This is a genomic window from Streptomyces geranii, assembly GCF_002954775.1.
Lineage (GTDB): Bacteria > Actinomycetota > Actinomycetes > Streptomycetales > Streptomycetaceae > Streptomyces > Streptomyces geranii.
Genome location: NZ_KZ672953.1, coordinates 42,277 through 67,102, shown reverse-complemented (window position 1 = coordinate 67,102; position 24,826 = coordinate 42,277). Strand labels below are relative to the sequence as shown.

At 71.9% G+C, this 24,826-nt stretch carries 25 protein-coding genes and 1 pseudogene; 7 read left to right on the top strand and 19 right to left on the bottom strand.

From position 1 onward, the window contains the following. Positions 1–115 precede the first annotated feature (115 nt). The 4 genes from CW359_RS03735 to sigE all read right to left on the bottom strand — a co-directional run bounded on the left by CW359_RS03735 (position 116) and on the right by sigE (position 4,473). A complete protein-coding gene (locus CW359_RS03735; RefSeq protein ID WP_105968282.1) occupies positions 116–577 on the bottom strand; it encodes a sec-independent translocase in 462 nt (153 codons plus the stop codon). A 209-nt stretch (positions 578–786) separates the two neighbouring features. After that, positions 787–2,619: a trypsin-like peptidase domain-containing protein gene (locus CW359_RS03730; RefSeq protein ID WP_105968281.1), complete on the bottom strand. Its 1,833-nt coding sequence runs from the start codon at positions 2,617–2,619 to the stop codon at positions 787–789. Between the two features lie 64 nt (positions 2,620–2,683). Beyond that, positions 2,684–3,703 (bottom strand): anti-sigma factor family protein, encoded by a 1,020-nt coding sequence (locus CW359_RS03725; protein WP_105968280.1) that lies wholly within the window; start codon positions 3,701–3,703, stop codon positions 2,684–2,686. Then, entirely contained in the window at positions 3,700–4,473 is a 774-nt protein-coding gene (gene sigE / locus CW359_RS03720; protein WP_198655074.1) for an RNA polymerase sigma factor SigE, read from the bottom strand. Before sigE ends, CW359_RS03725 begins: the two co-directional genes overlap by 4 nt. 183 nt (positions 4,474–4,656) lie before the next feature. On the opposite strand from sigE, the gene CW359_RS03715 reads away from it, so the two are divergent. Then, the gene (locus CW359_RS03715) at positions 4,657–5,355 is read left to right on the top strand and encodes an O-methyltransferase (protein WP_105968279.1); all 699 of its coding nucleotides are present in this window, start codon (positions 4,657–4,659) and stop codon (positions 5,353–5,355) included. A gap of 86 nt (positions 5,356–5,441) precedes the next feature. Here the strand turns inward: CW359_RS03715 and CW359_RS03710 are convergent, their stop codons facing one another. Beyond that, positions 5,442–5,609, bottom strand: coding sequence for a DUF3117 domain-containing protein (locus tag CW359_RS03710; protein WP_003966491.1), 168 nt, complete (start codon positions 5,607–5,609; stop codon positions 5,442–5,444). A 376-nt stretch (positions 5,610–5,985) separates the two neighbouring features. Here CW359_RS03710 and chcB point away from each other — a divergent pair, with 376 nt between their 5' ends. After that, positions 5,986–6,789: a 2-cyclohexenylcarbonyl CoA isomerase gene (chcB, locus tag CW359_RS03705; RefSeq protein WP_105968278.1), complete on the top strand. Its 804-nt coding sequence runs from the start codon at positions 5,986–5,988 to the stop codon at positions 6,787–6,789. 47 nt (positions 6,790–6,836) lie between these two features. On the opposite strand, the gene CW359_RS03700 is transcribed toward chcB, so the two are convergent. Both CW359_RS03700 and CW359_RS03695 read right to left on the bottom strand, forming a co-directional pair. Further along, positions 6,837–7,430, bottom strand: coding sequence for a DNA-3-methyladenine glycosylase I (locus tag CW359_RS03700; protein ID WP_105968277.1), 594 nt, complete (start codon positions 7,428–7,430; stop codon positions 6,837–6,839). Beyond that, complete coding sequence (locus CW359_RS03695) at positions 7,427–7,777, bottom strand: DivIVA domain-containing protein (protein WP_105968276.1); 351 nt, start codon at positions 7,775–7,777, stop codon at positions 7,427–7,429. The genes CW359_RS03700 and CW359_RS03695 overlap by 4 nt, the downstream gene beginning before the upstream one ends. A 176-nt stretch (positions 7,778–7,953) precedes the next feature. On the opposite strand from CW359_RS03695, the gene folP reads away from it, so the two are divergent. Continuing rightward, the gene (gene folP / locus CW359_RS03690) at positions 7,954–8,814 is read left to right on the top strand and encodes a dihydropteroate synthase (RefSeq protein ID WP_105968275.1); all 861 of its coding nucleotides are present in this window, start codon (positions 7,954–7,956) and stop codon (positions 8,812–8,814) included. Between the two features lie 169 nt (positions 8,815–8,983). On the opposite strand, the gene CW359_RS03685 is transcribed toward folP, so the two are convergent. Both CW359_RS03685 and dapE read right to left on the bottom strand, forming a co-directional pair. After that, on the bottom strand, positions 8,984–9,742 hold the full coding sequence (locus CW359_RS03685) for an LOG family protein (protein WP_105968274.1): 759 nt from the start codon (positions 9,740–9,742) through the stop codon (positions 8,984–8,986). 105 nt (positions 9,743–9,847) lie between these two features. Next, positions 9,848–10,927: a succinyl-diaminopimelate desuccinylase gene (dapE, locus tag CW359_RS03680; RefSeq protein WP_105968273.1), complete on the bottom strand. Its 1,080-nt coding sequence runs from the start codon at positions 10,925–10,927 to the stop codon at positions 9,848–9,850. An 86-nt stretch (positions 10,928–11,013) separates the two neighbouring features. Here dapE and CW359_RS03675 point away from each other — a divergent pair, with 86 nt between their 5' ends. Then, a complete protein-coding gene (locus tag CW359_RS03675) occupies positions 11,014–11,976 on the top strand; it encodes a VldE C-terminal domain-containing protein (RefSeq protein WP_105968272.1) in 963 nt (320 codons plus the stop codon). A gap of 319 nt (positions 11,977–12,295) precedes the next feature. Further along, positions 12,296–12,583: an ATP-binding protein gene (locus CW359_RS03670; RefSeq protein WP_105968271.1), complete on the top strand. Its 288-nt coding sequence runs from the start codon at positions 12,296–12,298 to the stop codon at positions 12,581–12,583. A 104-nt stretch (positions 12,584–12,687) separates the two neighbouring features. Here the strand turns inward: CW359_RS03670 and CW359_RS03665 are convergent, their stop codons facing one another. Further along, a complete protein-coding gene (locus tag CW359_RS03665; protein WP_105968270.1) occupies positions 12,688–13,782 on the bottom strand; it encodes a bifunctional succinyldiaminopimelate transaminase/glutamate-prephenate aminotransferase in 1,095 nt (364 codons plus the stop codon). Positions 13,783–13,895: 113 nt separating this feature from the next. Further along, complete coding sequence (gene fdxA, locus CW359_RS03660; RefSeq protein WP_003985062.1) at positions 13,896–14,216, bottom strand: ferredoxin; 321 nt, start codon at positions 14,214–14,216, stop codon at positions 13,896–13,898. A 141-nt stretch (positions 14,217–14,357) separates the two neighbouring features. Here fdxA and CW359_RS03655 point away from each other — a divergent pair, with 141 nt between their 5' ends. Together CW359_RS03655 and CW359_RS03650 are read left to right on the top strand one after the other, a co-directional pair. After that, a complete protein-coding gene (locus CW359_RS03655; RefSeq protein ID WP_105968269.1) occupies positions 14,358–15,362 on the top strand; it encodes a GNAT family N-acetyltransferase in 1,005 nt (334 codons plus the stop codon). A 17-nt stretch (positions 15,363–15,379) separates the two neighbouring features. Further along, complete coding sequence (locus CW359_RS03650) at positions 15,380–16,243, top strand: transglutaminase-like and tetratricopeptide repeat-containing protein (RefSeq protein WP_105968268.1); 864 nt, start codon at positions 15,380–15,382, stop codon at positions 16,241–16,243. Positions 16,244–16,405: 162 nt separating this feature from the next. Here CW359_RS03650 and CW359_RS03645 read toward each other — a convergent pair whose 3' ends face one another. From CW359_RS03645 to CW359_RS03610, 8 genes and pseudogenes are all read right to left on the bottom strand, one after another. Continuing rightward, the gene (locus tag CW359_RS03645) at positions 16,406–17,023 is read right to left on the bottom strand and encodes a response regulator transcription factor (RefSeq protein ID WP_105968267.1); all 618 of its coding nucleotides are present in this window, start codon (positions 17,021–17,023) and stop codon (positions 16,406–16,408) included. Then, a pseudogene (locus CW359_RS03640) lies at positions 17,020–18,191 on the bottom strand (sensor histidine kinase). The gene CW359_RS03645 and the pseudogene CW359_RS03640 overlap by 4 nt, the downstream one beginning before the upstream one ends. Then, on the bottom strand, positions 18,188–18,949 hold the full coding sequence (locus CW359_RS03635; protein WP_105968266.1) for an ABC transporter permease: 762 nt from the start codon (positions 18,947–18,949) through the stop codon (positions 18,188–18,190). The pseudogene CW359_RS03640 and the gene CW359_RS03635 overlap by 4 nt, the downstream one beginning before the upstream one ends. Further along, positions 18,946–19,857 carry an ABC transporter ATP-binding protein gene (locus CW359_RS03630; protein ID WP_105968265.1) on the bottom strand — a complete coding sequence of 304 codons (912 nt, stop codon included), beginning with the start codon at positions 19,855–19,857 and terminating at the stop codon, positions 18,946–18,948. Before CW359_RS03630 ends, CW359_RS03635 begins: the two co-directional genes overlap by 4 nt. A 174-nt stretch (positions 19,858–20,031) precedes the next feature. Beyond that, the gene (locus CW359_RS03625) at positions 20,032–22,602 is read right to left on the bottom strand and encodes a hypothetical protein (protein WP_105968264.1); all 2,571 of its coding nucleotides are present in this window, start codon (positions 22,600–22,602) and stop codon (positions 20,032–20,034) included. Positions 22,603–22,758: 156 nt separating this feature from the next. Then, positions 22,759–23,262, bottom strand: coding sequence for a DUF6113 family protein (locus CW359_RS03620; RefSeq protein WP_232838209.1), 504 nt, complete (start codon positions 23,260–23,262; stop codon positions 22,759–22,761). After that, the gene (gene mshB / locus CW359_RS03615; RefSeq protein ID WP_105968262.1) at positions 23,259–24,152 is read right to left on the bottom strand and encodes an N-acetyl-1-D-myo-inositol-2-amino-2-deoxy-alpha-D-glucopyranoside deacetylase; all 894 of its coding nucleotides are present in this window, start codon (positions 24,150–24,152) and stop codon (positions 23,259–23,261) included. The genes CW359_RS03620 and mshB overlap by 4 nt, the downstream gene beginning before the upstream one ends. A gap of 41 nt (positions 24,153–24,193) precedes the next feature. Then, positions 24,194–24,796, bottom strand: a complete 603-nt coding sequence (locus CW359_RS03610) for a Uma2 family endonuclease (RefSeq protein WP_105968261.1) — start codon at positions 24,794–24,796, stop codon at positions 24,194–24,196. Positions 24,797–24,826: the final 30 nt, after the last annotated feature.

The window sequence follows — 24,826 nt, the reverse complement described above, 5'->3', positions numbered from 1 at the left end:
TGGCGGGCAACCGGGAAAGCAACCGGCGCGTAGGCCGTGCGGAAGCCCGGATCGGGCCCTCAGGGGCCCGGTCGGAGTATGAATCGCGTCACGCGCGCGGGCGTCGCCGCGAGGGTCAGGTGGCGTCCGCGTCGTAGGGCGGACGCTCGTCCGGCTCGGGCTTCTTCGTCATGTCGACGGTGCCGCCGGAGGTACCGGAGGAGGACGACGCGGAGGAGGAGGAAGACGACGACGGGGAGGACGAGGAGTCGGCCTCGCGGCCGTGGACCGCGTCCGTGACCTCGGCCATCTCCTTCTTCAGGTCGAAGCCGTTGCGGATCTCCTTGAGCCCCAGCTCGTCGTTGTCCAGCTGCTTGCGGATGAACGTCTTGGGGTTCAGGTCCTCGAACTCGAAGTCCTTGAACTCCGGGCCCAGTTCCTCGCGGATGTCCTGCTTCGCGCCTTCCGAGAACTCCCGGATCTTGCGGATGGTGCGCGTGACGTCCTGGATCATCTTCGGCAGCTTCTCCGGACCGAAGACGAGCACGGCGAGGAGCACGAGCGTCACCAGTTCGAGCGGTCCTACGTCATTGAACACCTGAAGCTCCTTGCGATGTCCTCGGTCCTCGGCCCTCGGTGGTCCGTGCGGTCTTCGCGGTCTTCCGTGGTCCGGGCCGGTTCCACGGTACCCGGCCAGCTAGTCCCACCGGTACCGTCCGGGGGCCCAAGAGTGGGTGTACGCGACCGGTTTTCCGCGATGTTTGCCTAGTGGGAGGCGGTGTGGGCCCCTCACCTGTGACGTTTCTGTCAGTTACCGGCAGATGAGCCCAGGATCAGGGAGATCGTCCGCTCCCGGCCGCCGCGCAGCAGGGACAGCTCAAGGCGGTCGCCGGGGCGGTGGGCGCGGATCTTGACGATCAGTTCCTCGCCGGAGTGGACGCGCCTGCCGTCGACCTCGGTGATGATGTCGCCGGCCTCCAGGCCCGCCCGGTCGCCGGGGCCGCCGGTGGTGACCGCGGGCCCGCCGTCGTTGTCCTCGGTGCCTACGCGGGCGCCGTCGCCGGAGTAGTCCATGTCGAGGGTGACGCCGATGACGGGGTGGGTGGCCTTGCCGGTGTTGATGAGTTCCTCGGCGACGCGCTTGCCCTGGTTGATGGGTATGGCGAAGCCGAGCCCGATGGATCCGGACTGCGCGCCGTCGAGCCCCGAGGCGCTGTCGGCGGACCGGATGGCGGAGTTGATGCCCACGACCCTGGCGCGGGCGTCGAGGAGCGGCCCGCCGGAGTTGCCCGGGTTGATGGGCGCGTCGGTCTGGAGCGCGTCGACGTACGAGACGTCGCTGCCGTCGCCGCTGTCGCCGCCGGCGGTGATGGGCCGTTCCTTGGCGCTGATGATCCCGGCGGTGACGGTGTTGGCGAGGTCGAAGGGCGCCCCGATGGCAACAACGGGATCACCGACGGCCACGTCGTCGGAGTTGCCGAGGACAACCGGCTGGAGCCCGTCGACCCCGCTGACCTTGACGACGGCGAGGTCGTACCCGCTGTCGCGTCCGACGACCTCGGCCTCGGCGGTCTCGCCGCCGCTGAAGGTCACGGTTATCTCGCCGTCGGCACCGGCGGGTTCGACGACGTGGTTGTTGGTGAGGATGTGCCCCCGCCCGTCGAGCACGAACCCGGTACCGGTGCCCTCGGCCCCGTCACCACGCACATGCAGCGTCACCACACTGGGCAGCGCCCGGGCGGCGATCCCGGCCACGCTGTCGGGCGCCCGCCCGACGGCCTCGCCATCATCGGCCTGCGGCAACTGGATCCGGTCCCCGACCCCACCGTGCCGCTCCAGATACGCCCCGACGGCACCCCCGACACCCCCGGAGACCAAGGAGAGCACCAGAGCCCCGACAACCAGCCCCCGCTTCCGCGCCCCGGCCGGCCGGACTGCGGGACCGCTGTGCTGGAGGGGCTGAAGGGGAGTGGCCGCCCAGGGGTCATAGCGCCGCCAGGGGTCGGGGCCGGCGTCAGGAGCTTCGGGCGGCACACCGTCGGAGGCATGGGATACGTCAAAGGCCCCCTGCGCCCCCACCACGGCCGTACCGTGCGCCGGGGTCACCGAGGGACGCTGAACCGGCGGAGCGGGCGCCCAGGGACCGGGATGACCGTAGGGCGGGGTGCTGTCGGGACCGGGGTCGGGGAAGGGCGGGGGTTCCTGGGGAGGGGTGGGCGGGGAGTCGAGCAGGGGACCACCCGGTCGGGGGTGCGGCTCGACGGGAGACGGGACTTCAGCCGCCCCGAACACACCGGGCACGGCTGCACCGGGCGCTGCGGTCGGCGGCGGCAACGCGAAGTCACCGTCGCCATCACCCTTGCTGTAAGTCCCGGAGAGAGCCTCTTCGTCGGCCCCTACCCGGACCGCGTCAGACCCAGCGGAGACCTCACCGGCCCCGCCGGAAGCCCCCTCGGCCTCCGCCGAGCCCAACTCAGGCCCGACCAAAGGCCCCTCGGACCCCTCGGCCCCAGCCAAACCCTCCCCCGCAGCCAACTCCCCCTGGCCGGACCCCGATTCCCCGCGACCGGACGTCGCCCCCGCATCCCTGCGGGAACGACTCCACCAGCTGGTGGTCTTCGCGGGCTTCCCCTCGTTCATGCTCTCCCCACACCTGGCCCGCTGCTGTGCGGCCCGCACCTCGGATTCAACCAGGTTCGTGGGGTCAGCGGACGGTGTCCGTGGTGGAAGGGGACGGTGAGCGGGACGAGTCGGGTGCCGGGGCCATGAGGAGGCCCTCGACCGCCGCGTCGGGCGACGACGACCAGGAGGTCAGGGCGATCTGCGGGGCCTGCAGCGGGCGTATGAGCGGGGAGAGTACCGCCGCTGCCGCCACCACCGGTGTCGTCAGCGGGTGCATCGCCTCGCGTTCACGGCCGCCCGGGGCCGGTGCGGGGATGCCCGGCAGCAGCGGTGCGGACGCCTCCGTCGAGGCCACCGGTCCCTGTCCGAACGTCCCCTGGCCGAAGCCCTGCGAGAGCAGTGGGCCGACTCCTCGGCGCCGCTGGCTCTCGGGAGCCGTCGCGGCTCCGCCGCCCTGCGGACGCATCGGTGTCACATTGCTGCCCCCGGAGGTGCCCCGCGCCTCGGCGGTGTCGCCGGGAACGCCCGTCGACACCCCGCCCAGCGCGATCGCGGCCAGCGACACCGCACCGGCGGCGGCGAAGGCGAACCGCAGTCCGCGCGAGGACGAGCGGTCGGCGTCGTGACGGCCCACGTCATGGATGCGGAAACCCCGGCCCGGAGCGGGCGGCAGTACGGAGGTGTGCGGGCGGGCGGGGACGTATCCGAAGCCGTCCCCTCTCACGCCGAAGACTCCCGAGGAGGAGGTCCCAGGGACTCCTGAACCGATCCCCCGGCCCCCGGGGAACGCCGAGATGCCGTCGGTGAATCCTCCCCCGCCCAGCGGCGAGCCGCCGGAGTCGGGATCACCGCCTCCGGGGAGGCCCTGGAGGCGGGCCAGGAAGCTTTCGGAAGGTGGTGGCGGGGCCATTTCCGCGAAGACGCTCTTCAGCCGGCGCTGCGCGTCGGCCTCCGACTTGCACTTCGCGCACGTGGCCAGGTGCGCCAGGACGCGCTCACGCGTCTCATGACCGAGTTCTCCGTCCACCAGGGCGGAGAGGCGGTCTCCCAGATGCTGCTCGGCGAGGCGACGCTCGGCCGAGTACGGCCGCGATCCACTCACGCGCTCGCGCCCCCTCCTCCCAGCGCGGCCACCCGTGGCACCGCGAAACGGCGCTCGGCACGGGCCTCCGGAGAGCGGTGCGCGAGGGCCTTGCGGAGCTGGGAGCGGCCTCGGTGGATACGGGAGCGGACCGTGCCGAGCTTCACGCCGAGGGTCGCGGCGATCTCCTCGTACGACAGTCCCTCGATGTCACAGAGGACGACGGCGGCACGGAACTCGGGCGCGAGGGTGTCCAGCGCCTGCTGGACGTCCGCGTCGAAGTGGGCGTCGTTGAAGACCTGCTGCGGGGACGGCTCGCGGCTGGGCAGTCGCTCGGCCGCGTCGTCGCCGAGGGCGTCGAAACGGATGCGCTGCTTGCGGCGGACCATGTCCAGGAAGAGGTTGGTGGTGATGCGGTGCAGCCAGCCCTCGAAGGTGCCGGGCGTGTACGTCGACAGTGAGCGGAAGACGCGGACGAAGACCTCCTGTGTGAGGTCCTCGGCGTCGTGCTGGTTGCCGGTCAGGCGGTAGGCCAGGCGGTAGACGCGGCCACTGTGCGTGCTGACGATCTCCTCCCACGTGGGCGGAGTCCACGCCTGCCCGTCCGCGTCGGTGGAGAAGGTCGCGGTCTGGGCTCGGTCAGCGGCGTGGCTGGGGTCAGCAGCGGTGTTGTTCACGGATTTCGGCCTGCCCGCTGATCCGAGAAGGCGCCGCAGCGCCCCTCCCCGATCCACAGGCGCAGCCGCACCTCCCCTGTCGGCTCTGGTGGTGTCCAGTGGAGCCCCTACCATAGCCACCTCGCCCGTTAGCTCCGGATAAGCGGTTTTACGAGAAATTGCTCTGTGCCGATACTGCTCGACCGGCCGGGTCAGTACCTGCCCGGTGTTCTCGCTGTGCTGGTCCATCCGCTCGTCCCCCCTGTGCTCACCCTGTCTGTCCCACCTCGTCCCACACCCCTCTAAACGCCCGGTCCCATCTGCGGGTTCCCGGCCGCAACGGATACAGTCACGCCCAGGCAACCGCGGGGACAGGAGAGGGTCATTACCGGCAACCGGCAGACGAGCTGGGCGTTCGCCGACGCCTTTGTCGCCGAGGACGAGGCACTGCGCTGGTCCCGTGACCGGGCCCGCGAGGCAGGGCTGCGCTCGGTGGCGCCCAGCACGGGCGCCGCGCTACGGCTGCTGGCCGCCTCCGTGGACGCGAAGGCGGTGGCGGAGATCGGGACCGGGACGGGCGTCTCGGGGATGTACCTGCTGCACGGTATGCGCGCGGACGGGGTCCTGACCACGGTCGACCCCGAGCCCGAGCACCAGCAGTTCGCCCGCCAGGCCTTCCGCGCGTGCGGCTTCGCCAGCAACCGGGCCCGTTTCATCCCGGGCCGCGCCCTGGACGTCCTGCCCCGGCTCGCGGACGCCGGCTACGACCTCGTCTTCTGCGACGGCGACCGGCTGGAGAGTCTCGACTATCTAGCTGAATCGTTGCGTCTGCTCCGTACGGGTGGCCTGGTGGTCTTCGAGGGGGTCTTCGCCAACGGCAGGACCGTCGATTCGGGGCCCCAGCCCACCGAGGTCATACGGCTGCGCGAGCTGCTGCGGGCAGTGCGCGAGAGCCAGGAACTGGTGCCGTCCCTGTTGCCCGTGGGGGACGGTCTGCTGTGCGCGGTCAAGCGCTGACGGCGGAGCACTGAGGCAAAACAGTGCCCCGGCACCGTGTGTTCACGATGCCGGGGCAGCTGAAAGGGTATGGACGCGTCCGCGCGTCAGCCGACGACCTTCTTGAGGGCGTCGCCCAGCGCGTCGGCCTCATCAGGGGTCAGCTCGACGACGAGTCGACCGCCGCCTTCGAGCGGAACGCGCATGACGATGCCCCGCCCCTCCTTTGTCACCTCGAGCGGGCCATCGCCCGTCCGCGGCTTCATGGCCGCCATGCTCGTTCCCCTTCCTGAAACCAGCTCATCGTCGCCGACGGCCCCTTAGGAGGGCACGCCCATCCCCTCATGGGACGAACGTCACCGGCATCGAACACATTGCTTCCCAGCCATTATCCCGCATCTCAGGACCCTATGACCAACATCAGTCGGCATCGCTTGGGCAACGCGCGCGAGCAAAACCACCCAATTCGGCGATGTGACTGCGATACTTCGCCGCCGCGCGGACTCACGCCGACCCGCGCCGGCCGCGAACGGACGGGAATTCTTTGACGCAGGTCACACGACCCGCCCTCTCCCCGGACCGTGATCTCCGCCATGCTGTCCATGCTGTCCTGCGACGACCGAGCCGAGACACCCACCGGAGGGGACCCCCATGGCCGACACCGTGCTCTACGAGGTGCACGACGGGCTGGCGACGATCACGCTCAACCGCCCCGAGGCGATGAACGCGCTGAGCATCGCGGCGAAGGTCGCGCTCCGGGAGGCGGTCCAGGAGGCGGCGGGCGACGGCGCCGTACGGGCGGTCCTGCTGACCGCCGCCGGGGACCGGGCGTTCTGTGTGGGCCAGGACCTGAAGGAGCACATCGGGCTGCTGGCGGCCGATCGCGCGGCCGGCACGGGGGAGACCATGACCACGGTCCGCGAGCACTACAACCCCATCGTGCGGGCTCTGACGGGCATGCCCAAGCCGGTGGTGGCGGGCGTGAACGGCGTCGCGGCCGGGGCGGGCTTCGGCTTCGCGCTCGCCGCGGACTACCGCGTGGTCGCGGACACGGCCTCCTTCACCACCTCGTTCGCGAACGTGGCGCTGACCGCCGACTCGGGCGTCTCCTGGACGCTCCCGCGCGTGGTCGGCCCCGGGCGTGCCGCGGACCTGCTCCTGTTCCCGCGCAGCGTCAAGGCGCAGGAGGCGTACGAGCTGGGCATCGCGAACCGGGTCGTCCCGGCGGCGGACCTGCGGGCCGAGGCCGAGAGGACGGCACGCGCGCTGGCGGACGGCCCGACGGTGGCGTACGCGGCCCTCAAGGAGGCCATGGCGTACGGCTTCTCGCACACCCTGGAGGAGACCCTGGAGAAGGAGGACGAACTCCAGGCACGGGCGGGCGCGTCGGAGGACCACGCGATCGCGGTGCAGGCGTTCGTCAACAAGGAGAAGCCGAAGTATCTGGGGCGGTAGCGGGGCGCGGGTGCGGGTGCCGGTGCCGCGCGTACCGGCACCGGCGGTCAGCCCTGCCGGGCCACACAGTCCGCCAGATGGTCGTCCACCAGGCCGCACGCCTGCATCAGGGCGTACGCGGTCGTGGGGCCGACGAAGCACAGGCCGCGTTTCTTCAGCGCCTTGGAGAGGGCGGTCGACTCGTCGGTGACCGCGGGGACGTCCGACAGGGTCTTGGGGACCGGACGGGTGGCGGCGTCCGGGGCATGCGACCAGATCAGCTCGTCCAGATCCCCCGGGGCCCAATCGACGAGCACGCGCGCGTTGGCGATCGTCGCGTCGACCTTCGCGCGGTTGCGGATGATGCCGGCGTCGGCGAGGAGGCGTTCGCGGTCGGCGTCCGTGAACTCCGCGACGGAGGCGATCCTGAAGCCGGCGAAGGCGGTACGGAAGCCCGGCCGGCGGCGCAGGATGGTGATCCAGGAGAGGCCGGACTGGAAGGCCTCCAGGGAGAGCCGTTCGAAGAGGGCGTCGTCGCCGTGGACGGGACGCCCCCACTCCTCGTCGTGATAGCTGACGTAGTCCTCCGTGGACAGCGCCCAGGGACAGCGCAGACCGCCGTCGGGCCCGGCGACGGCCGCCCCGCTGTCGTCGTCGCTCACTGCTCGCTCCCCTGGACCGGCTTGTCCAGGGTGGTCCGCGTCGCGGCCTGGGCGCCGGCCAGGGCGGACTCCAGGTCGGCGATACGGGCGTCCCGCTCGGCGAGTTCGGCGCCGAGGCGGGTGAGGGCGTCGTCGACGTCCGACATGCGGTAGCCGCGGGCGGCGACCGGGAAGCGGAGGGACTCGACGTCGCCGCGGTCGACCGGCCGGTCGGGCGGCAGCGGGTCCTGGAGCCGTTCGGGCGCGGCGTCCGGCAGCACGGCGGTCTCGCCACCGCCCACCACGGCCAGCGTCACCGCGCCGACCACGACGGCGAGCGCGACGACCAGGAACAAGAACATCAACATCGCTGGTTCCCCACGGAATTTCGGATGGAGCGGATCGGGCTGAGCGGAGCGGATCGGAGCGGACTGAGCCGAACAGGCAGGAGCAGTGCGGCAGGGTCCGATCGTGCCATGCGAGTCTGGCAGTTATGGTCGCAGGCGGCCGAATACCCGGAACGTACTAGGAGGGGTCACAGGCGATGCTCAGACTGGGCAGGCGTGAATTCGACGCGCACGAGCCGGTGATCATGGCGATCGTGAACCGGACCCCGGACTCCTTCTACGACCAGGGAGCCACCTTCCGCGACGAGCCGGCGCTCGCGCGCGTGGAGCAGGCGGTGTCAGAGGGGGCTGCCATCATCGACATCGGCGGGGTGAAGGCGGGGCCCGGCGAGGAGGTGACGGCGGCGGAGGAGGCACGGCGGACGGTCGGTTTCGTGGCGGAGGTGCGGCGCAGGTTCCCCGAGGTGGTCATCAGCGTGGACACCTGGCGGGCGGAGGTCGGCGAGGCCGTGTGCGAGGCGGGGGCGGATCTGCTGAACGACGCGTGGGGCGGGGTCGATCCGGGGCTCGCGGAGGTCGCGGGGCGGTACGGGGTGGGGCTGGTGTGCACGCACGCGGGCGGTGCGGAGCCGCGGACGCGTCCGCACCGGGTGGCGTTCGAGGATGTCATGGCCGACATCTTGCGCGTGACCGTCGGACTGGCGGAGCGGGCGGTGGCGCTGGGAGTGCCTCGGGAGTCGGTGCTGATCGATCCCGGGCACGACTTCGGGAAGAACACGCGGCACAGTCTTGAGGCGACGCGGCGGTTGGGGGAGATGGTGGAGACGGGCTGGCCGGTGCTGGTCTCCCTGTCCAACAAGGACTTCGTGGGCGAGACGCTGGATCGACCGCTGAAGGAGCGCCTGGTGGGGACGTTGGCGACGACGGCGGTGTCGATGTGGCTGGGGGCGCGGGTGTATCGCGTCCACGAGGTGGCGGAGACGCGCCAGGTACTGGACATGGTGACGTCGATCGCGGGCAACCGCCCGCCGACGGTGGCACGAAGGGGGCTGGCGTAGGGCTTTTTCGCCCCCGCCGCCCCTACCCGTTCCCAGCCCTGGGGGCTGCGCCCCCAGACCCCCACTTTGTCCTCAAACGCCGGACGGGCTAAGTAGTTAGCCCGTCCGGCCAGCGCGATACGGGGGTTCGGGGGCGGAGCCCCCGAGGAACCGTCCGCTCAGGCCAGCGCTAGCGGCCCGCCTCCTTCGACACCAGCGCCACCGCCTCGTCCACCTCGTCCGTCACGTGGAACAGCATCAGGTCCTTCTCCGACGCCTTGCCCTGGGCGATCAGCGTGTTCTTCACCCAGTCCACCAGCCCGCCCCAGTACTCGCTCCCGAACAGCACGATCGGGAACCGCGTCACCTTCTGCGTCTGGACCAGGGTCAGTGCCTCGAAGAGTTCGTCCAGCGTGCCCAGGCCCCCGGGCAGGACCACGAAACCCTGTGCGTACTTCACGAACATCATCTTGCGGACGAAGAAGTAGCGGAAGTTCAGGCCGATGTCGACGTAGGGGTTCAGCCCCTGCTCGAAGGGCAGCTCGATGCCCAGCCCGACCGAGACGCCCTTCGCCTCGCACGCCCCCTTGTTCGCCGCCTCCATCGCCCCCGGGCCACCGCCGGTGATGACGGCGAAGCCGGCCTCCACCAGGCCCCGCCCGAGCCGCACACCCGCCTCGTACTCCGGCGACTCCCGCGGCGTCCGCGCCGAGCCGAACACGCTGATCGCGGGCGGGAGTTCGGCGAGTGTGCCGAAGCCCTCGATGAACTCTGACTGGATGCGCAGCACCCTCCACGGGTCCGTGTGGACCCAGTCGGAGGGGCCGCCCGCGTCGAGGAGACGCTGGTCGGTGGTGCTCGCCTGGACCTGCCCGCGCCTGCGCAGCACCGGTCCGAGCCGCTGCTCCTCAGGTGGCTGCTTGCTGCCCTCGGGGTTGCCGGTAGCCATGGCCGCTCCCTTCCTCCGCTTGCTGTGGTTCCACCTCAGCGTAGATCTCCGCCGGTTACGGGCGGGGGACGTGAGCATGTCCGCCGTAAAGCGGCGCTTGTCGGGTCATGACGTCAGCCAGGCCCTCAGCCGTTGCTCGCCCGCAAGGATCTTTTCGGTTTCCACCCGTTCGTCCCGCTTGTGCGCCAAGTGCGGGTTCCCGGGGCCGTAGTTGACCGCCGGGACGCCGAGCGCGCTGAAGCGCGACACGTCCGTCCAGCCGTACTTGGGCTGCGGGGTGCCGCCCACCGCCTCGATGAAGGCCGCGGCGGCCGGATGGGAGAGGCCCGGCAGCGCCGCTCCGCTGTGGTCGTCGACCACGAACTCCGTCACCCCACAGTCCGCGAAGACCTCCCGCACGTGTGCGAGCGCCTCCTCCTCCGAACGGTCCGGCGCGTAGCGGAAGTTGACCGTCACCACGCACTCGTCGGGGATCACGTTGCCCGCCACCCCGCCGCCGATCCGGACCGCGTTGAGGCCCTCCCGGTACTCCAGGCCGTCGATCACCGGGTAACGCGGCTGGTACGAGGCGAGCTTGGCGAGGATCGGGGCCGCCGCGTGGATCGCGTTGGAGCCCATCCAGCTGCGCGCGGAGTGCGCCCGCTCCCCCGCCGTCTTCAGCAGCACCCGCAGCGTGCCCTGGCAGCCGCCCTCCACCTGGCCGTCGGACGGCTCCAGCAGCACCGCGAAGTCGCCCTCCAGCCACTCCGGGTGGGCCTCGGCCACATGCCTGAGCCCGTTCAGCTCGGCCGCGACCTCTTCCTGGTCGTAGAAGACGAACGTCAGGTCCCTGTTCGGCTCCGGGACCGTCGCCGCGATCCGCAGCTGCACCGCGACCCCCGACTTCATGTCGCAGGTCCCGCAGCCCCACAGCACCCCGTCCTCGTCCAGCCGTGAGGGCACGTTGTCCGCGATCGGGACCGTGTCGATGTGGCCGGCCAGGATCACGCGTTCCGCGCGGCCCAGGTTCGTCCGGGCGACGACGTTGTTGCCGTACCGCTCGACCGCGAGGTGCGGCAGGCCGCGCAGGGCCATCTCGATCGCGTCCGCGAGCGGCTTCTCGCCGCCGCTCTCCGAGGGGAAGTCGACGAGCCACGCGGTCAGTCGAGCGGCGTCCAAGGTGAGGTCAAGCGGTGTGTCGGCCATACCGACGACCCTAACGCGCCGCCGATTCGCCCCCTTCCTCACCCGACTCGGAAGTCACGGACCCTACTCTCCAGTACCTTGTACGGATGCCGGAGCAGTCCCCCACTCACAAGCGTCGTGGCCGTCTCCTCCGTCGTGGGGCGTCCTTCCTCGTGCTGCTCGCCGTCGCGGGCTATCTCGTGGTGCAGTACGTCACCGGCGGCACCGGGGATCCGGCCTGCGAGGTCGTCTCGGCCGACGGCCGCGGCCCCTCGTACGAGTTCACCCCCGAGCAGGCCGTCAACGCGGCGACGATCACCGCGGTCGGCACCGCGCGCGGGCTGCCCGAACGGGCCGTCGCCATCGCGCTGGCGACCGCGCTCCAGGAGTCGGGGCTGCGCAACATCACCCACGGCGACCGGGATTCACTGGGCCTGTTCCAGCAACGGCCCTCGCAGGGCTGGGGAACCGAGAAGGAGATCCTCGACCCGACCTACTCGGCGGGCGAGTTCTACGACCATCTCGTCAAGGTCTCCGACTACGAGACCCTCCCCCTCACCGTGGCCGCCCAGCGCGTGCAGCGCAGCGGCTTCCCGGAGGCGTACGCCAAGCACGAGCCGGACGCCACCCTGCTGGCGGCGGCCCTGACCGGGCACGCGGCGGCCACCCTGACCTGCGAGGGCCGCCGGGACGCCAGCACGACCGGCGGCGGTCCGGACGCCGTACGGGCCGCGCTCGTACGGGACTTCGGCCGCGACGTGCTCGCCGTGGCGGGCGCGGAGGTGAGCCGCAAGGGCGCCGCCGACACCCCTACGCCCTCACCCTCCTCCACCGCGCCCTCCACCGTCACGCTCCCGGTGCCCGAGGACACCGACACCGCCGCCGGGACGACGCGCGCGCAGCGCGGCTGGCAGCTCGCGCACTGGGCCGTGGCCAACGCCTCGGCGCTGCACATCGAGAACGTCACCTACGCGGGCCGCCGCTGGACGGCCGGCAACACCGACAGCGAGTGGCGTCCGACGGGCACCCGGGCGAGCGCGGAAGCGGTCCGGATCGTCACCACTCCGTAGTACGGGCAGGAGTACGGGACGTCGCTCGTAAGGGTTACTCCTGCCGGGTCCCGGCGGGAGTCTGCGCGGGTTTTCGCCGAGTGCCTCCGAGATCCGCCCACTGTCCGGCAGAACCCTTGCGGACAAAGGGCCGCAACGCGTCGCAAGGATTCACCCGACTTTCGGACCGGGTGACCTTTGCCCGCTTTTATCCGCAGGCGATTATGCGACACATTGCCAACTCTTTGCATTCGTGCGCCGCAACCTTCAGGGGTCCTGGAGCGGTATTCACTGCGTCCGAGTCCGGACGATCAACAGTCAACCGAAACTCAGGAGCATCATGTCCCTCCCCCTGACCCGCCGGATCGCCCGTGCCGCGCTGCTCGTCGCAGCGGGAGCGGCAGCCGGGGTCGGTGCGGCCGGCTCCGCCAGCGCGGCCCCCGCCGCCCTGCCGGCCACCCCCAACCTGGGCGCCCTGACCGCCCTGGACGCGGCCGGCGGCGCCGGTGACCTCCTCGGCAGCACCACGGAGACCGCGACGAAGGGCGGCCTCCCGACGGACGCGCTGCCGACGAAGGGCCTGCCGGGCGCCGGTCAGCTGCCCCTGCAGGGCCTGCCGCTGGGCTGACCCGACCGCGGGACCAGGTGATGGCGGAGGGGCCCGGGGATCTTCCCCGGGCCCCTCTGTCGTATCTCGCGTATCTGTCGTACGACCGCTGCCGCCGAAGTCGGCTACAGGCGGGCGACCGCCGCCGCCACCCGCTCGTCCGTCGCCGTGAGGGCCACGCGGACGAAGGTCTCGCCCGCCGTGCCGTAGAAGTCGCCCGGCGCGACCAGGATGCCCAGGTCGGCGAGGTGGGCGACGGTGTCCCAGCAGGACTCCTCGCGGGTCGCCCACAGGTAGAGGCTGGCCTCGCTGTGCTCGATGCGGAAGCCGTGGCGGACCAGGGCCTCGCGCAGGGCCGTACGACGGGCCACGTACCGCTCGCGCTGTTCGCGCACGTGGGTGTCGTCGCCGAGGGCGGCCACGACGGCCGCCTGGGTGGGCGCCGAGGTCATCATGCCGCCGTGCTTGCGGATCTCCAGGAGCGGGCCGAGGACGGCCGGGTCACCGGCCAGGAAGGCCGCCCGGTAGCCCGCGAGGTTGGAGCGCTTGGAGAGGGAGTGGACGGCCACGATCCCCTCGTACGAGCCGCCGCACACGTCCGGGTGAAGGACCGAGACCGGGTCGGCCTCCCAGCCCAGCTCCAGGTAGCACTCGTCGGAGAAGACCAGCACGCCGTGCTCTCGGGCCCAGGCGACCGCCCGGGTCAGCTCGTCCTTGGTCAGTACCCGGCCCGTGGGGTTCGAGGGCGAGTTGAGCCAGAGCAGCTTGAGGTTGGTCGGGTCCAGCTCCGTCGGGTCGTCGTAGACCTCGTACTCGGCGCGGGCCAGGCGGGCGCCGACCTCGTACGTCGGGTAGGCCAGGCGCGGGTAGGCGACCCTGTCGCCGGGGCCGAGGCCCAGCTGGGTGGGGAGCCAGGCGACCAGTTCCTTGGAGCCGACGATCGGCAGGACGTGGCGGTGGGTGATGTCCCGGGCGCCGAGGCGGCGTTCGACCCAGGCGGTGAGCGCGTCGCGCAGTTCGGGCGTGCCCCAGACGGTCGGGTAGCCCGGTGAGTCGGCCGCCGCGACCAGCGCTTTCTGGATCAGCTCGGGGACCGGGTCGACCGGCGTGCCGACCGACAGGTCGACGATGCCGTCCGGGTGCGCGGCGGCCGTCTTCTTGTACGGCTCCAGCTTGTCCCAGGGGAAGGCGGGAAGGCGGTCGGAGACTGCGGAGGACACGATTACTGGCTCACTTTCGTACGTACGGCAAACGCCTCGGTCCCGTACGGCGACCACGACCTGGGCGATCGGGGCGTACGGGACCGAGGCGGCGCGGGCTCTGCGGGCCGCCGTCAGCCGTTCTGCGGCGGCAGCGCGGCGATGAAGGGGTGATCGCGCTCGATCAGTCCCAGCTTGCTGGCGCCGCCGGGCGAGCCGAGTTCGTCGAAGAACTCGACGTTCGCCTTGTAGTAGTCCTTCCACTCCTCCGGAGTGTCGTCCTCGTAGAAGATCGCCTCGACCGGGCAGACCGGCTCACAGGCTCCACAGTCGACGCATTCGTCCGGGTGGATGTACAAGGACCGGGAGCCCTCGTAGATGCAGTCGACCGGGCACTCTTCAATGCACGCCTTGTCCTTGACGTCGACACAAGGCTGCGCGATGACGTAGGTCACGCTGTCGTTCCTCCTCGATAGGGCGCTGGCGGGCCGTCTTCAGGCCCCGCCACCTGGCGCGCGGGAGCGCGGCGTCGTCGATGCCCGCACCTAGTATCTCCGTTCCCGGGCATGATCCATACAGGAGGGGCGAACTGACCTGTGGAAATCTCTGCGGCCGGCCGGCTCGTCGTCCGAATCACCGCTGCTGACGTGGGCAAACGTGTCTCTGTTCGACGGCTGAACGAAGAAGCCCCGGATAGTGAGAAGTTCACCGACACGGTAGGTGTTCTCACATCATGGGACGAAGACACGGGTGTGCTCCTGATCACACGACGTGACGGCGAGCGCGTACGGGTCGCTGCGGCGTCCCTGGTGGCGGGCAAAGTGGTCCCCGCGGCCCCCGCCCGTCGGCGCGGCCCCGCCGCCTCGTACGAGGAGCTGGCGCGGGTCTCCGCGCGGTCCTGGCAGCCGGTGGAGAGCGAGCGGCTGGGCGAGTGGGAGCTGCGGGCGGCCTCCGGGTTCACCCGGCGGGCGAATTCCGTGCTGCCGCTCGGCGACCCGGGCGTGCCGCTCGACGAGGCGCTGACCGCCGTGAGCCGCTGGTACGCCGATCGGGGCCTGCCCGCGTACGTCCAGACCGCGACCGGCGCCGAGGGCACCCAGGAGGTGCTGTGCGCGGAGCTGGCGGAGCGCGGGTGGACGCGTGAGGTGACGGCCGGGCTGTGGGTCGGGGGGCTGGCGCCCGTCGCCGATCTGGGGGACGGCGGCGGTGGGGTGGTGCTGGCGCGGGAGGCCGACGAGGCGTGGCTCTCGCGGTATCAGCGCAAGGGCGTGAGCGAGGTGGCCCTCGCCGTGCTGGGCAGCGGGCCCTCGGTGTGGTTCGCGACCGTGCCGGGGGACGCCCCGGGTGAGCCGCCCGCCGCCATCGGGCGGTGTGTCGTGGACGGGCGGTGGGCCGGGTTCGCGGCCGTCGAGGTGGACCCCGGTCAGCGGCGACGCGGGCTGGCCACGGCCGTCATGGCCGCGCTGGCCGGGCGGGCGCTGGAGGAGGGCGCGTCGGCCGCCTGGCTGCAGGTGGAGGAGGACAACGCGGGGGCGCGGGCGCTGTACACCGGGATGGGATTCGGAACGCATCACTCCTACCACCACTATCGATCGGCGTGAGAGGGCACGGGCCTGGTATGCGTCTCCCTCATCCCCCGCCGTATCCGCCGGGACCCGAACGGTCCGCCGAACTACGGGCGTTGTTCGCCGAGGAAGCCCGCTCCGAGCGGCCCGACCTCACGACGCTGTGCCTGCTGATGGGCGCGGTCGCGGACCGGGCCCTCGACGAGGCCGGCGTCGACGCCGTCCAGATGGAACTCGACCGGCTGGCCGGGCAGTTGCCCTTCCGCCCGGGCGGGCCGCACTCCTGGGCGACGGCCCTGCACGAACTCCTCGGCGAACGCCTCGGCTTCCGGGGCAGCCCGGCCGACTACCAGCGGCTGGAGTCCTCACTGCTGCACGAAGTGGTGGTACGGCGGCGGGGGTTGCCGATCCTGCTGTCCGTGCTGTGGATGGAGGTCGCGCGGCGGGCGGGGGCGCCGGTGTACGGGGTCGCGCTGCCCGGGCACTTCGTCGTGGGCTTCGGTCCCGTCGACCAGCAGGTGCTCGCCGATCCCTTCGACGGGGGGCGGGTGTTGACCGGGGGCGACGCGGAGTTGCTGGTCGCGGGGGCGACCGGGGAGGCGTTGGATCCTTCGATGCTGGGGCCCGCTGATCCGCTGGATGTGATGTTGCGGGTGCTGAACAATGTGCGGGCGTGGGGGGCGGCGCGGCCGGAGCGGTCGGAAGTGTCTTTGTGGGCGGTGGAGTTGGCGCTGCTGTTGCCTTCGCATCCGGCGCGGTTGCGGTATGAGCGGGCGCAATTGCTTGTGGGGCGGGGGGAGTTCTTGGTGGGAGCGGATGAGTTGGAGGGGTATGCGGAGGTGCTGGGGGTTGTCGACGAGGTCGGGGCTGAGCGGGTGCGGGGGCAGGCTCGGGCGGCCCGGGCCCGTTTGAACTGACGGGGGTACGGGGGTAGTCGTTCGGGTGCGGATCCGTGGGGGCTGGGGGCGCGGCCCCCGGGGGGGGGGGGGGGGGGGGGGGCCCCGCCCTTGGGGGGGGGGGGGGACCTGCGCGGCCAGCCACAACCGCCCCGCAGTGGCCCTCGAAGTCCAGCCACCCCCTTACAGCCAGCCCTTCTCTCTCGCTATCCGTACCGCTTCCGCCCTGTTCCTCGCCGTCAGCTTCTGGATGGCCGTCGACAGGTAGTTGCGAACCGTCCCCTGGGACAAATGCAGCCTGGACGCCAACTCCGCGTTCGTCGCGCCGTTCTCCGCCGCCCTCAAAACCTCTCGCTCACGGTCCGTCAACGGGTTCGCGCCGTCCGCCAGGGCCGCTGCCGCGAGCGTCGGGTCGATGACCCGCTCGCCCGCCAGTACCTTGCGTACCGCTTCCGCCAGTTGGGCCGCCGGGGCGTCCTTGACCAGGAAGGCGTCCGCGCCCGACTCCATGGCGGTGCGGAGGTAGCCGGGGCGGCCGAAGGTGGTGAGGATGACGAGCTTCAGGGCCGGGAACTCCCGGTGGAGCTGCGCCGCCGCCTCGATGCCCGTCGCGCCCGGCATCTCGATGTCCAGGAGGGCCACGTCCAGGTCGGGGTGGGCCCGGGCCACCCCCAACACCTCGTCGCCGCGCGCCGCCTGGGCGACGACCTCGATGTCGGGCTCCAGGCCCAGCAGTGCGGCCAGTGCCTCGCGGACCATCGACTGGTCCTCCGCCAGCAGGACCTTGATCACGCGGTTCATGGACCGGATCCTACGTCCGGCGCGGTCGGCGCCGGGTTCGCGGGCACCCTGGCCACCAGGCGGAAGCCCCGCTTCGTGCGGCCCGCCTCCAGGGAGCCGCCCGTCTTCGCCAGGCGTTCCGCGAGGCCGGTGAGGCCGTTGCCGGGGACGCCGGAGGAGGAGCCGCCCGTGCCGTCGTCCTCCACCGAGAGTTCGAGGACGGGGCCGTCCAGGGTCTGCCTGGTCAGCACCTCGACCGTGCAGCGCCGGGCGCCGCTGTGCCGTACGACGTTGGTCACCGCCTCGCGCAGGGCCCAGGCGAGGGCGGACTCCGCGTCCTCGTCGGCGTCGGCAGGGACCGGGTCGGCGGGCAGGGCGGCCGTGATGCCGGCCGCCGTCAACGCCGCCTTCGCGCCCGCCAGTTCGCCGGTCAGGCGCGGACGACGGTAGCCGCTCACCGCCTCGCGTACGTCCACCAGGGCCTGGCGGCTCACCTGCTCGATGTCGGCGACCTGGAGGGCGGCCTTGTCGGGGTGGTCGGGGAGCATCCGGCCGGCCAGTTCGCATTCAGGGTGATCAGGGAGAGGGAGTGGCCCAGCAGGTCGTGCAGGTCCCGGGCCAGCCGCAGGCGTTCCTCGTTCGCGGCCAGCTGGGCGACGGTGGCCCTGGCCTCGCGCAACTCGATGGTCGTACGCACGAGTTGTCGTACCCCTGCCATCGCGGCGCCGCCGAGGAGGGCCGGGACGAGGAGTCCGGCGAGGTAGGCGTGGCCGCCGGGGACCGCCAGGGCGACGGCGGTCATCAGGGCCGCCGTGGCCGGGATCGTCCAGCGGGCCAGGCGCGTCGGCAGGGCGGCGCCGGACGCGGTGGACACGTACACGAACAGGACGAGCCACTCGCGGCCCAGGGTGAGGGACAGGAGGGCCGACTGGGCGGCGAGTACCACCAGGGAGCCGCCGACCAGGCGGGTCGTCTCGCCGCGGCCGGTGCGGAAGACCAGGGCCCAGTACCAGGCGACGAAGGCGGCCAGGCCCAGCCAGCCGAGGAGCCGTACGCCCGTGCTGTGGCCGCCGTGGAGCAGGTCGCCCACCGGGGCGCCCAGGTAGACCAGCCAGACGCCGATCCACAGGGACTTCACCACCCGCTGTCTGCGGGTGGTGGGGCGTTGTCCGATGCCGACGCCGCTCACGCCTTCAGCGTGTCCTTCCGGTACAGCCAGGCCGCGCCGCCCGCGAAGAGGACGAAGGAGACGGCCAGGATCGCCACGTCCTTCAGCTGCGGGGCGTCGCCCAGCTCGATGGACTGTCCGAGGGCAGCGTACGCGTGCGTGGGCAGCCACTTCGCGATGTCCTGCAGCCACTGGGGGAAGGTCGTCGTCGGCATCCACAGACCGCCGAGCATGGAGAGGCCGAAGTAGACGATCATCGTGATCGGGCGGACCGAGTCGCCGCTCGCGAGATAGCCGAGGGCGACTCCGAGTGCGGCGAAGACCAGGCTGCCGGCCCAGATCGTGCCGGTGAGGGCCAGCCACTGCCAGGCGTCGAGGCGTACGTCCTTCACGGCCGCCGCGACGACGAAGACGACCACGATCGACGGCAGGCTGATCACGGCCGCGCTCGCCGTCTTGGCGAAGACATAGCCGCGCCCCGGGAGCGTGGTGAGCCGCAGCTGTCGTACCCAGCCGCTCTCGCGCTCCTTGGCGATGCGCTCGCTGTTGCCCATCAGGACGGCCGTCAGGGCGCCGAAGGAGGCCATGGCGACCATGTAGAAGGTCGGGAGGGTGAGTTCCGTGCCCGTGACCTTCGTGACGCTGTCCGCGCTGCCCGCTATCAGCAGGAACAGCGCCGACGGGTAGATCACCGAGAAGAACAGAAACTTGCGGTTGCGCAGGGCCCGGGTCACTTCGAGCTGGATGAGGGCCCGTGAGGCGAAGGTGGTGGTCGTCATGAGGTGCGCGCCTCCTCGGCTGCCGCGGTGAGGGTGACGAAGGCCTGTTCGAGGCCGAGGCCGGCCACTTCGAGGTTGCGGGGGTAGAGGCCGAGGCCGTAGAGGGCGTGGACGGTCGCGTCGGCGTCGGAGGACTGGATGCGGACCGTCCGGCCGGATATGTCGAGCGAGGTCAGGAAGGGCAGGGCCCTCAGTACGGCCTCTTCCGCGACGGCCTCCAGGTCGAAGGAGATCCGGCGTGCGCCCGCCTTCGCCTTGATCTCGGCGGCGGTGCCGTCGGCCAGCAGGCGGCCCCGGTGCAGGACGAGGACGCGGTCGGCGGTCGCGTCCGCCTCCTCCAGGTAGTGGGTGGCGAACAGGACCGTACGGCCCTGGTCCGCCTGCTCGCGCATGGTCGCCCAGAAGGCCTGGCGGGCGGTGACGTCCATGCCGGTGGTGGGCTCGTCCAGGACGATCAGGGCGCTGTCCCCGGCGGTGGCGAGGGCGAACCGGACGCGCTGCTCCTGGCCGCCGGACAGCTTGTTGACCTTGCGGTCGGCCAACTGGGTGATCCCGGCCCTGGAGAGCACCTCGCCGACCGGGAAGGGCCGGGGGTGCAGGGCGCAGGCCAGCGCGACCAGCTCACGGACGGTGACCTCGTCCATGAGCCCGCCGCTCTGCAGCATGGCCCCGACGTGCCCGCCGACGATGGCCTCGCGGGGGCTGCGGCCGAGCACCCGGACCGTACCGCTGTCGGGCTGCTTGAGGCCGAGGAGCAGATCGAGGGTGGTCGACTTGCCGGCGCCGTTGGGCCCGAGCAGGGCCACGGTCTCACCGGGGCGGAGGGTGAGCGCGAGCCCGTCGACGGCCCGTACGTCGCCGTAGCTCTTGGTGACCTGGTCGAACTCGACCACTGGGGTGGTTTCCATGCGTCCAGCTTGGCCGCGGGGGTGGTGCGGCGGGCAGTGCCGGGGGTCCTGAGTCGCGGATGACAGATGTCATGGGTACGAGGGTGAGTTCCCCGCGCCCTGAAGGGGCGCGGGGAACTGCGCGACCAGCCCCCACCGGGCGGCAGCCGAAGAGCCGCGCGCCCGGCGGAGCACTCAGCTGGGGTTCGTCTCGATCACGCCGACCCGATCAGTGCTGCTGACCAACGCGGAGCGCAACGCGCTGATGACGTCCTCGACCGTGACCGGCGTCTTGGTGCCGTTGCCGCGGGCGATCAGGACCTCGTCGAAGGTGCCGCCGTACAGCTCCTTCAGCGCGGCCTTGTCGTAGGACTCGACGAGCTTGCCGTTGAGGGCCTTCACCCCGAGGAACCTCCACAGGGAGTTCTTCGGGCTGAACTCCAGCTCGGGGGCGCCGGTGTCCGGGCGGACGGTGACGTTGGCGGACATCGCCGGGGTGGCGAAGGCCTTCATCATGCGGTCGACCTCGGCGTTCGAGACCGTCGGTTCCTGGGTCTTGGTGGGGACCTGGACCGGGGTGCTCGTGCCGCTCTCCACCTGGCTGCGGTAGGCGTTCTCGACCGACTCGGTGGCTGCGGCGGCGTCGATGCCCTTGCCCGCCTTGCCGTAGACGGCGACGGCCTTGCCGGACTCGAACTTGATCGTGCCGTCGGTGGCCGACCCCGCCCCGCCCGCCAGTCGCTGGAGCGCGGCGGTCAGCTTCTCCTCGTCGACCGGCATGACCGGCTCGACGACGCGCTGCTGGCCGAAGAGCGAGCCGATCACCGACACCGGGTTGTAGTCGCTGACGGCGGCTGCCCGGACCGTGGCCTGGGTGTCGAACTGGAGTCCTGCCTGGTCGGGCCGCAGCTCGACCGTCTTGCCGCCGACCGACAGCTTCAGGGCCTGCGTCATCCGCTGGTCGAAGGCGTCGTCGAGCTTCTTGACGGCGTCGTCCCTGGTGCCGCCGCCGATGTCGACGCCGAGGACGGTGGTGCCCTTGGGCACGTCGGAGTGGTTCATCAGCAGTCCGGCGCCGTAGACGGCACCGGCGATGAAGAAGACGGCGACGACGAGCAGCGTGAGCTTGCTGCGGCCCTTCTTCTTCGCCTTCTTGCCCTTGGGCGCGGCGGCGGCGGGCGTGCTCGGCGACACCGGTTCGGGCAGCTTCGGCGGGGTGTGCGGAAGGGGGCCGTCGGAGTGGGTGCCGGGGCCGAACGGGGAGTTCCGGTCGGCGGCCGGGACGACGGGCATACCGCTGGTGAGGGTGGAGCTGGAGACGTTGTCCACGGACCCGCCGTAGCCGCCGTAGGCGTCGTAGCCGTCGGCGCCCGGTTGAGGGACCTGCTTCTGCGGGGTGAGGACCGCGGTGTCGTCGCTGAGGCCGACGGCGAGACGGCCGGTGCCGGAGACGCCCGGGGCGCCCTGGGCACCCGGGCCGCCCGGAATGCCCTGTCCGCCGGGGGCGCCGCCGCCGACGGGCGGGACGACCGGGCCGTCGCCGGTGACGGGACCGCCGGTCGGGCCCGCGGGACCGCGTCCGCCGGGACCGCCCGGACCACCGGGCCCGAAGCCGTTCTGACCACCCGGATCGCCGGGTCCGCCGGGTCCGCCAGGGCCGTTCGGCCGGTTCGGGCCGCCGAAGTCGGTCTGGGCAGCGCCGAAGTCGTTGGCCGCCGTGAAGTCGTTCTGGGGGGCGAAGTCGTTCTGCGGGCCGAATCCACCGGCCTGGCCGCCCGGCCCGACCTGGGGGCCACGGCCGTTGCCGGCGCCGCCCTGCGGGTTGGGGCCGCCCTGGCCGTTCTCGGCGAAGTACGGCAGGTCGTCGCGGCGCGGTTCACCGCGGCCGTCGGTGGCGCCGGGAGCGGCGCTCTGCCGGGCCACGGGACCCGTTCCAGGACCACCCGCGCCACGGGGGCCATTGCCGGACGGGTACGGGGAGGTGCTCAGCGGGCCCGCCCCGGCAGCCAGCGCGGACACGTCGAAGGAACCGGTGCCGCCGCCGTGCCCCGGCGCGACAGGACCGGCGCCGGTGGCACCGGGGAGCCCGGCACCCTTCGTACCGCCGCCCGCGGCGCGTGGGCCGCCCGCGTTGCCCGCGGCGCCCATGACGCCGAGGCCGGGGCGCGAAGTGCCCGTGGGACCGCCGCCGTTGGGGCCACCGGGTCGGGAAGCGGGCGTCGGGCCACCGCCGTTGGGGCTGCCGGGGCGGGGTGCGGCGGGCGCGGGGCCCGAACCGCCGGGCAGACCGGCGCCGTTGCTCGGGCCACCGCCCGGACCGCCCTTGGGGGCACCGGACTTGCGCGGCGCGAACCAGTCGCTGGTCTTCTCCCCGGGCTGGGCCGGGGCGTCGGCGGCCGGCGTTCTGCTGTCGCCCGCGCCGCCTCTCCTGGGCAGCGCGTGGGACCCGGTCTCCTCGGAGGAGTACGACGGAGCGGACGGGGACGACGAGGCCGACGGAGACGACGGAGACGACGAGGACTCAGCGTCCGCGACGGGTGTCCGTACGACGACCGGCGGAATGGGCCGGGACCCGGGGATGTTGATCCGGATCCGGGTCGTCAGCGTGGTCTCGGTCTTGGGCCCGTCGGGCTCCGCGGCCGAACGGCCCGCGTCCGGACCGCCGTCGGACGCCATGGGCGTGCCGTACGGCGGTGTCCCCGAGGGGTAGGCGGCACCCCCGCGCCCGTTGGGCCCGGAGGACGGACTGTCAGTTTCACGACTCAAGGCAGGTTCTCCCGGTTGGCTCCGCCGCCCGACGCGACCTCACGCGGGCAGCTCGGCGGCGCGCACCACCATACTGGCCACGTCCGGCGCGTATCCCACGACCGCCGAGGAAACCGTCACGGGACCCCCACGCGATCGCGGTGGCGAAGTAGTACGTCACTTGCCAAGTCGGACGGCGGACCCGTCCGGTTGCCGCCCCTGACCGAGGGTGGCGCACATCACAGCGACGGCCATCCCGCCGAGGAGGAAGAGATACGAGCCGACTCCCGCGGCGAACAGGAAGTCCCCTTCCGGGCGGCTGGCGGTGAGGAGGATGACGGAGACCATCCACCCGGCCGCCGGCGCGACCGCCCCGGCGCGACTCCCGGCGGCACGCGCCCCGCCGAGGAACAGCCCGGCCGCTCCGCCCAGCGCGAGCAGCAACCCGCCCGGGAACCAGGCGGCCTGCACGAGCCCGCCCGCGGCTCCCACGACGGCCCCGAGGACGAAGAGCCCCAGACAGGCCAGGGAACGCCCGAGGGACGGCCCGGCGAGCGGCTGGGCCAGCAGACTCCCGCCCCCCGCACCGCCCCCACCGCTTCCCGCGACTCCCGCACCCACCCCGGCAGCCGCCGCCCTTCCACGGGCTCCGCCCGCGGGCTTCTTCCCGTTCGCACTCATCGCGCACCACCCTCCGCAGTCACTGCGATCCCGTCGAACAGATCGGTCTCACGCACAGAAGTACGCTCACCGTCCCCGGCGCGCTCATCGCGCACCAACTCGTAGTACTCATCGGTGAGGAGCGGCTGGGCCAGCTGGTTGGAGAGAACGAACCAGGGCTCGTCCACCTCGACCTGGGTGGCATGGGCACGCATGGCGGCGGCCTTGGCGGAGACATGGTCGGCGCCGTGGATGACGGCACTGATCCGGCTCTCGTCGTCGACGACCCCGGGTACGTCGTCGACGGCACCGGCCGCGGCGAAGGCCAGCCCGGGCAGCGCCTCCCGCAGCCGGGCGAACCCGTCCTCGACGACCGTCCGGGGCACCCGGTTCCAGTAGACCTTGGCGACGCTCCAGCCGGCCTCGTCGGCCAGCTCGACGGCGCGCATGGCGACGCGGTGGGCCTGGATGTGATCGGGGTGCCCGTAGCCGCCGTCGGGGTCGTAGGTCACCAGAACCTGCGGCCGGACCTCGAGAATCACGTCGACGAGATACCGGGCGGCCTGGTCGACATCCGCCTGCCAGAAACACCCGGGATCGTCATTGTCGGCAAGCCCCATCATCCCGGAGTCCCCGAACCGCCCGGCCCCGCCGAGCAGCCGGTGGTCATGGACACCAAGGGCACGCATGGCGGCCCCCAGCTCCCCGAGCCGATGCGCACCGAGGGCGGCCCCGCTGAGATGAGCCAGCTCGGCCGGAATGACCTCCCCGCGCTCCCCGAGAGTGCAGGTGACCAGAGTCACGAGGGCCCCCTCGGCCGCGTACCTGGCCATGGTGACGCCGTTGTTGATCGACTCGTCGTCCGGATGCGCGTGCACCAGAAGCAGACGCCGGTCGGGCAGTTCCTTCATGGGGCCAGCCTACGAGGCGCGGGGCTCTGGTCTGCGGCGCCCTAGGATTCCTCGTCCCGGTAACGCGGCAGGCCGGTCGTCGGGATCGTCCAGTCGGCGATGGTGACGTCCTCGCCGTAGACGAAGTCCTTTCGGGTGGCGTAGCGGGGGCCGCCGGGGGTGGGGTGGATGTCGGTGAAGACGGCGCCGGTGCCGGTGCGGGGGTCGAAGATCGCGTAGACCGGGATGCCGATCAGGGGGTAGTCGCGTGTCTTGGTGACCCAGTCGTTCTCGGGGTTGGACTTGGAGACCACTTCGACGGCGGCAACGACGGTACGGGGGTCGATGGAGCCCTCGACGTCGAGATCGGCCCACGCGATCACCATGACGTCGGGGTGACGCATGATGCCCTCCGGCTCGTCCTCCACATCGGGCTTGCCGTTGTGAGCCAGCAGCTCGTCCGGCATGACCTTCTCCAGACGGCGACTGACGTGCGCCGCCGTCACCTCGTGGAGCCCTCCCGGCGACAACAAGTCGTGGACGATTCCTTCCTTGGTGACCTCGAACTTCCCGGGAAGGGTGTCGTCCATCGTCCGAACGAGGTCCCGCATGGCCCGGTACAGGTGAGACCCGCCCTGTCGCGCGTCGTCCGGGGCGATGGTCATGGCGCTCGCTCCTCGTCGTCTGTGCCCGGG

What these genes read in the sequence shown, in the direction of transcription:
- CW359_RS03630 (WP_105968265.1), bottom strand. Translation starts at nt 19,857, where the DNA reads ATGGAAACCACCCCAGTGGTCGAGTTCGACCAGGTCACCAAGAGCTAC.
- mshB (WP_105968262.1), bottom strand. Translation starts at nt 24,152, where the DNA reads ATGAAGGAACTGCCCGACCGGCGTCTGCTTCTGGTGCACGCGCATCCG.
- CW359_RS03635 (WP_105968266.1), bottom strand. Translation starts at nt 18,949, where the DNA reads ATGACGACCACCACCTTCGCCTCACGGGCCCTCATCCAGCTCGAAGTG.
- sigE (WP_198655074.1), bottom strand. Translation starts at nt 4,473, where the DNA reads ATGGTAGGGGCTCCACTGGACACCACCAGAGCCGACAGGGGAGGTGCG.
- chcB (WP_105968278.1), top strand. Translation starts at nt 5,986, where the DNA reads ATGGCCGACACCGTGCTCTACGAGGTGCACGACGGGCTGGCGACGATC.
- CW359_RS03650 (WP_105968268.1), top strand. Translation starts at nt 15,380, where the DNA reads ATGCGTCTCCCTCATCCCCCGCCGTATCCGCCGGGACCCGAACGGTCC.
- dapE (WP_105968273.1), bottom strand. Translation starts at nt 10,927, where the DNA reads ATGGCCGACACACCGCTTGACCTCACCTTGGACGCCGCTCGACTGACC.
- CW359_RS03710 (WP_003966491.1), bottom strand. Translation starts at nt 5,609, where the DNA reads ATGGCGGCCATGAAGCCGCGGACGGGCGATGGCCCGCTCGAGGTGACA.
- folP (WP_105968275.1), top strand. Translation starts at nt 7,954, where the DNA reads ATGCTCAGACTGGGCAGGCGTGAATTCGACGCGCACGAGCCGGTGATC.
- CW359_RS03685 (WP_105968274.1), bottom strand. Translation starts at nt 9,742, where the DNA reads ATGGCTACCGGCAACCCCGAGGGCAGCAAGCAGCCACCTGAGGAGCAG.
- CW359_RS03670 (WP_105968271.1), top strand. Translation starts at nt 12,296, where the DNA reads ATGTCCCTCCCCCTGACCCGCCGGATCGCCCGTGCCGCGCTGCTCGTC.
- CW359_RS03730 (WP_105968281.1), bottom strand. Translation starts at nt 2,619, where the DNA reads ATGAACGAGGGGAAGCCCGCGAAGACCACCAGCTGGTGGAGTCGTTCC.
- CW359_RS03610 (WP_105968261.1), bottom strand. Translation starts at nt 24,796, where the DNA reads ATGACCATCGCCCCGGACGACGCGCGACAGGGCGGGTCTCACCTGTAC.
- CW359_RS03695 (WP_105968276.1), bottom strand. Translation starts at nt 7,777, where the DNA reads ATGTTGATGTTCTTGTTCCTGGTCGTCGCGCTCGCCGTCGTGGTCGGC.
- CW359_RS03620 (WP_232838209.1), bottom strand. Translation starts at nt 23,262, where the DNA reads ATGAGTGCGAACGGGAAGAAGCCCGCGGGCGGAGCCCGTGGAAGGGCG.
- CW359_RS03675 (WP_105968272.1), top strand. Translation starts at nt 11,014, where the DNA reads ATGCCGGAGCAGTCCCCCACTCACAAGCGTCGTGGCCGTCTCCTCCGT.
- CW359_RS03645 (WP_105968267.1), bottom strand. Translation starts at nt 17,023, where the DNA reads ATGAACCGCGTGATCAAGGTCCTGCTGGCGGAGGACCAGTCGATGGTC.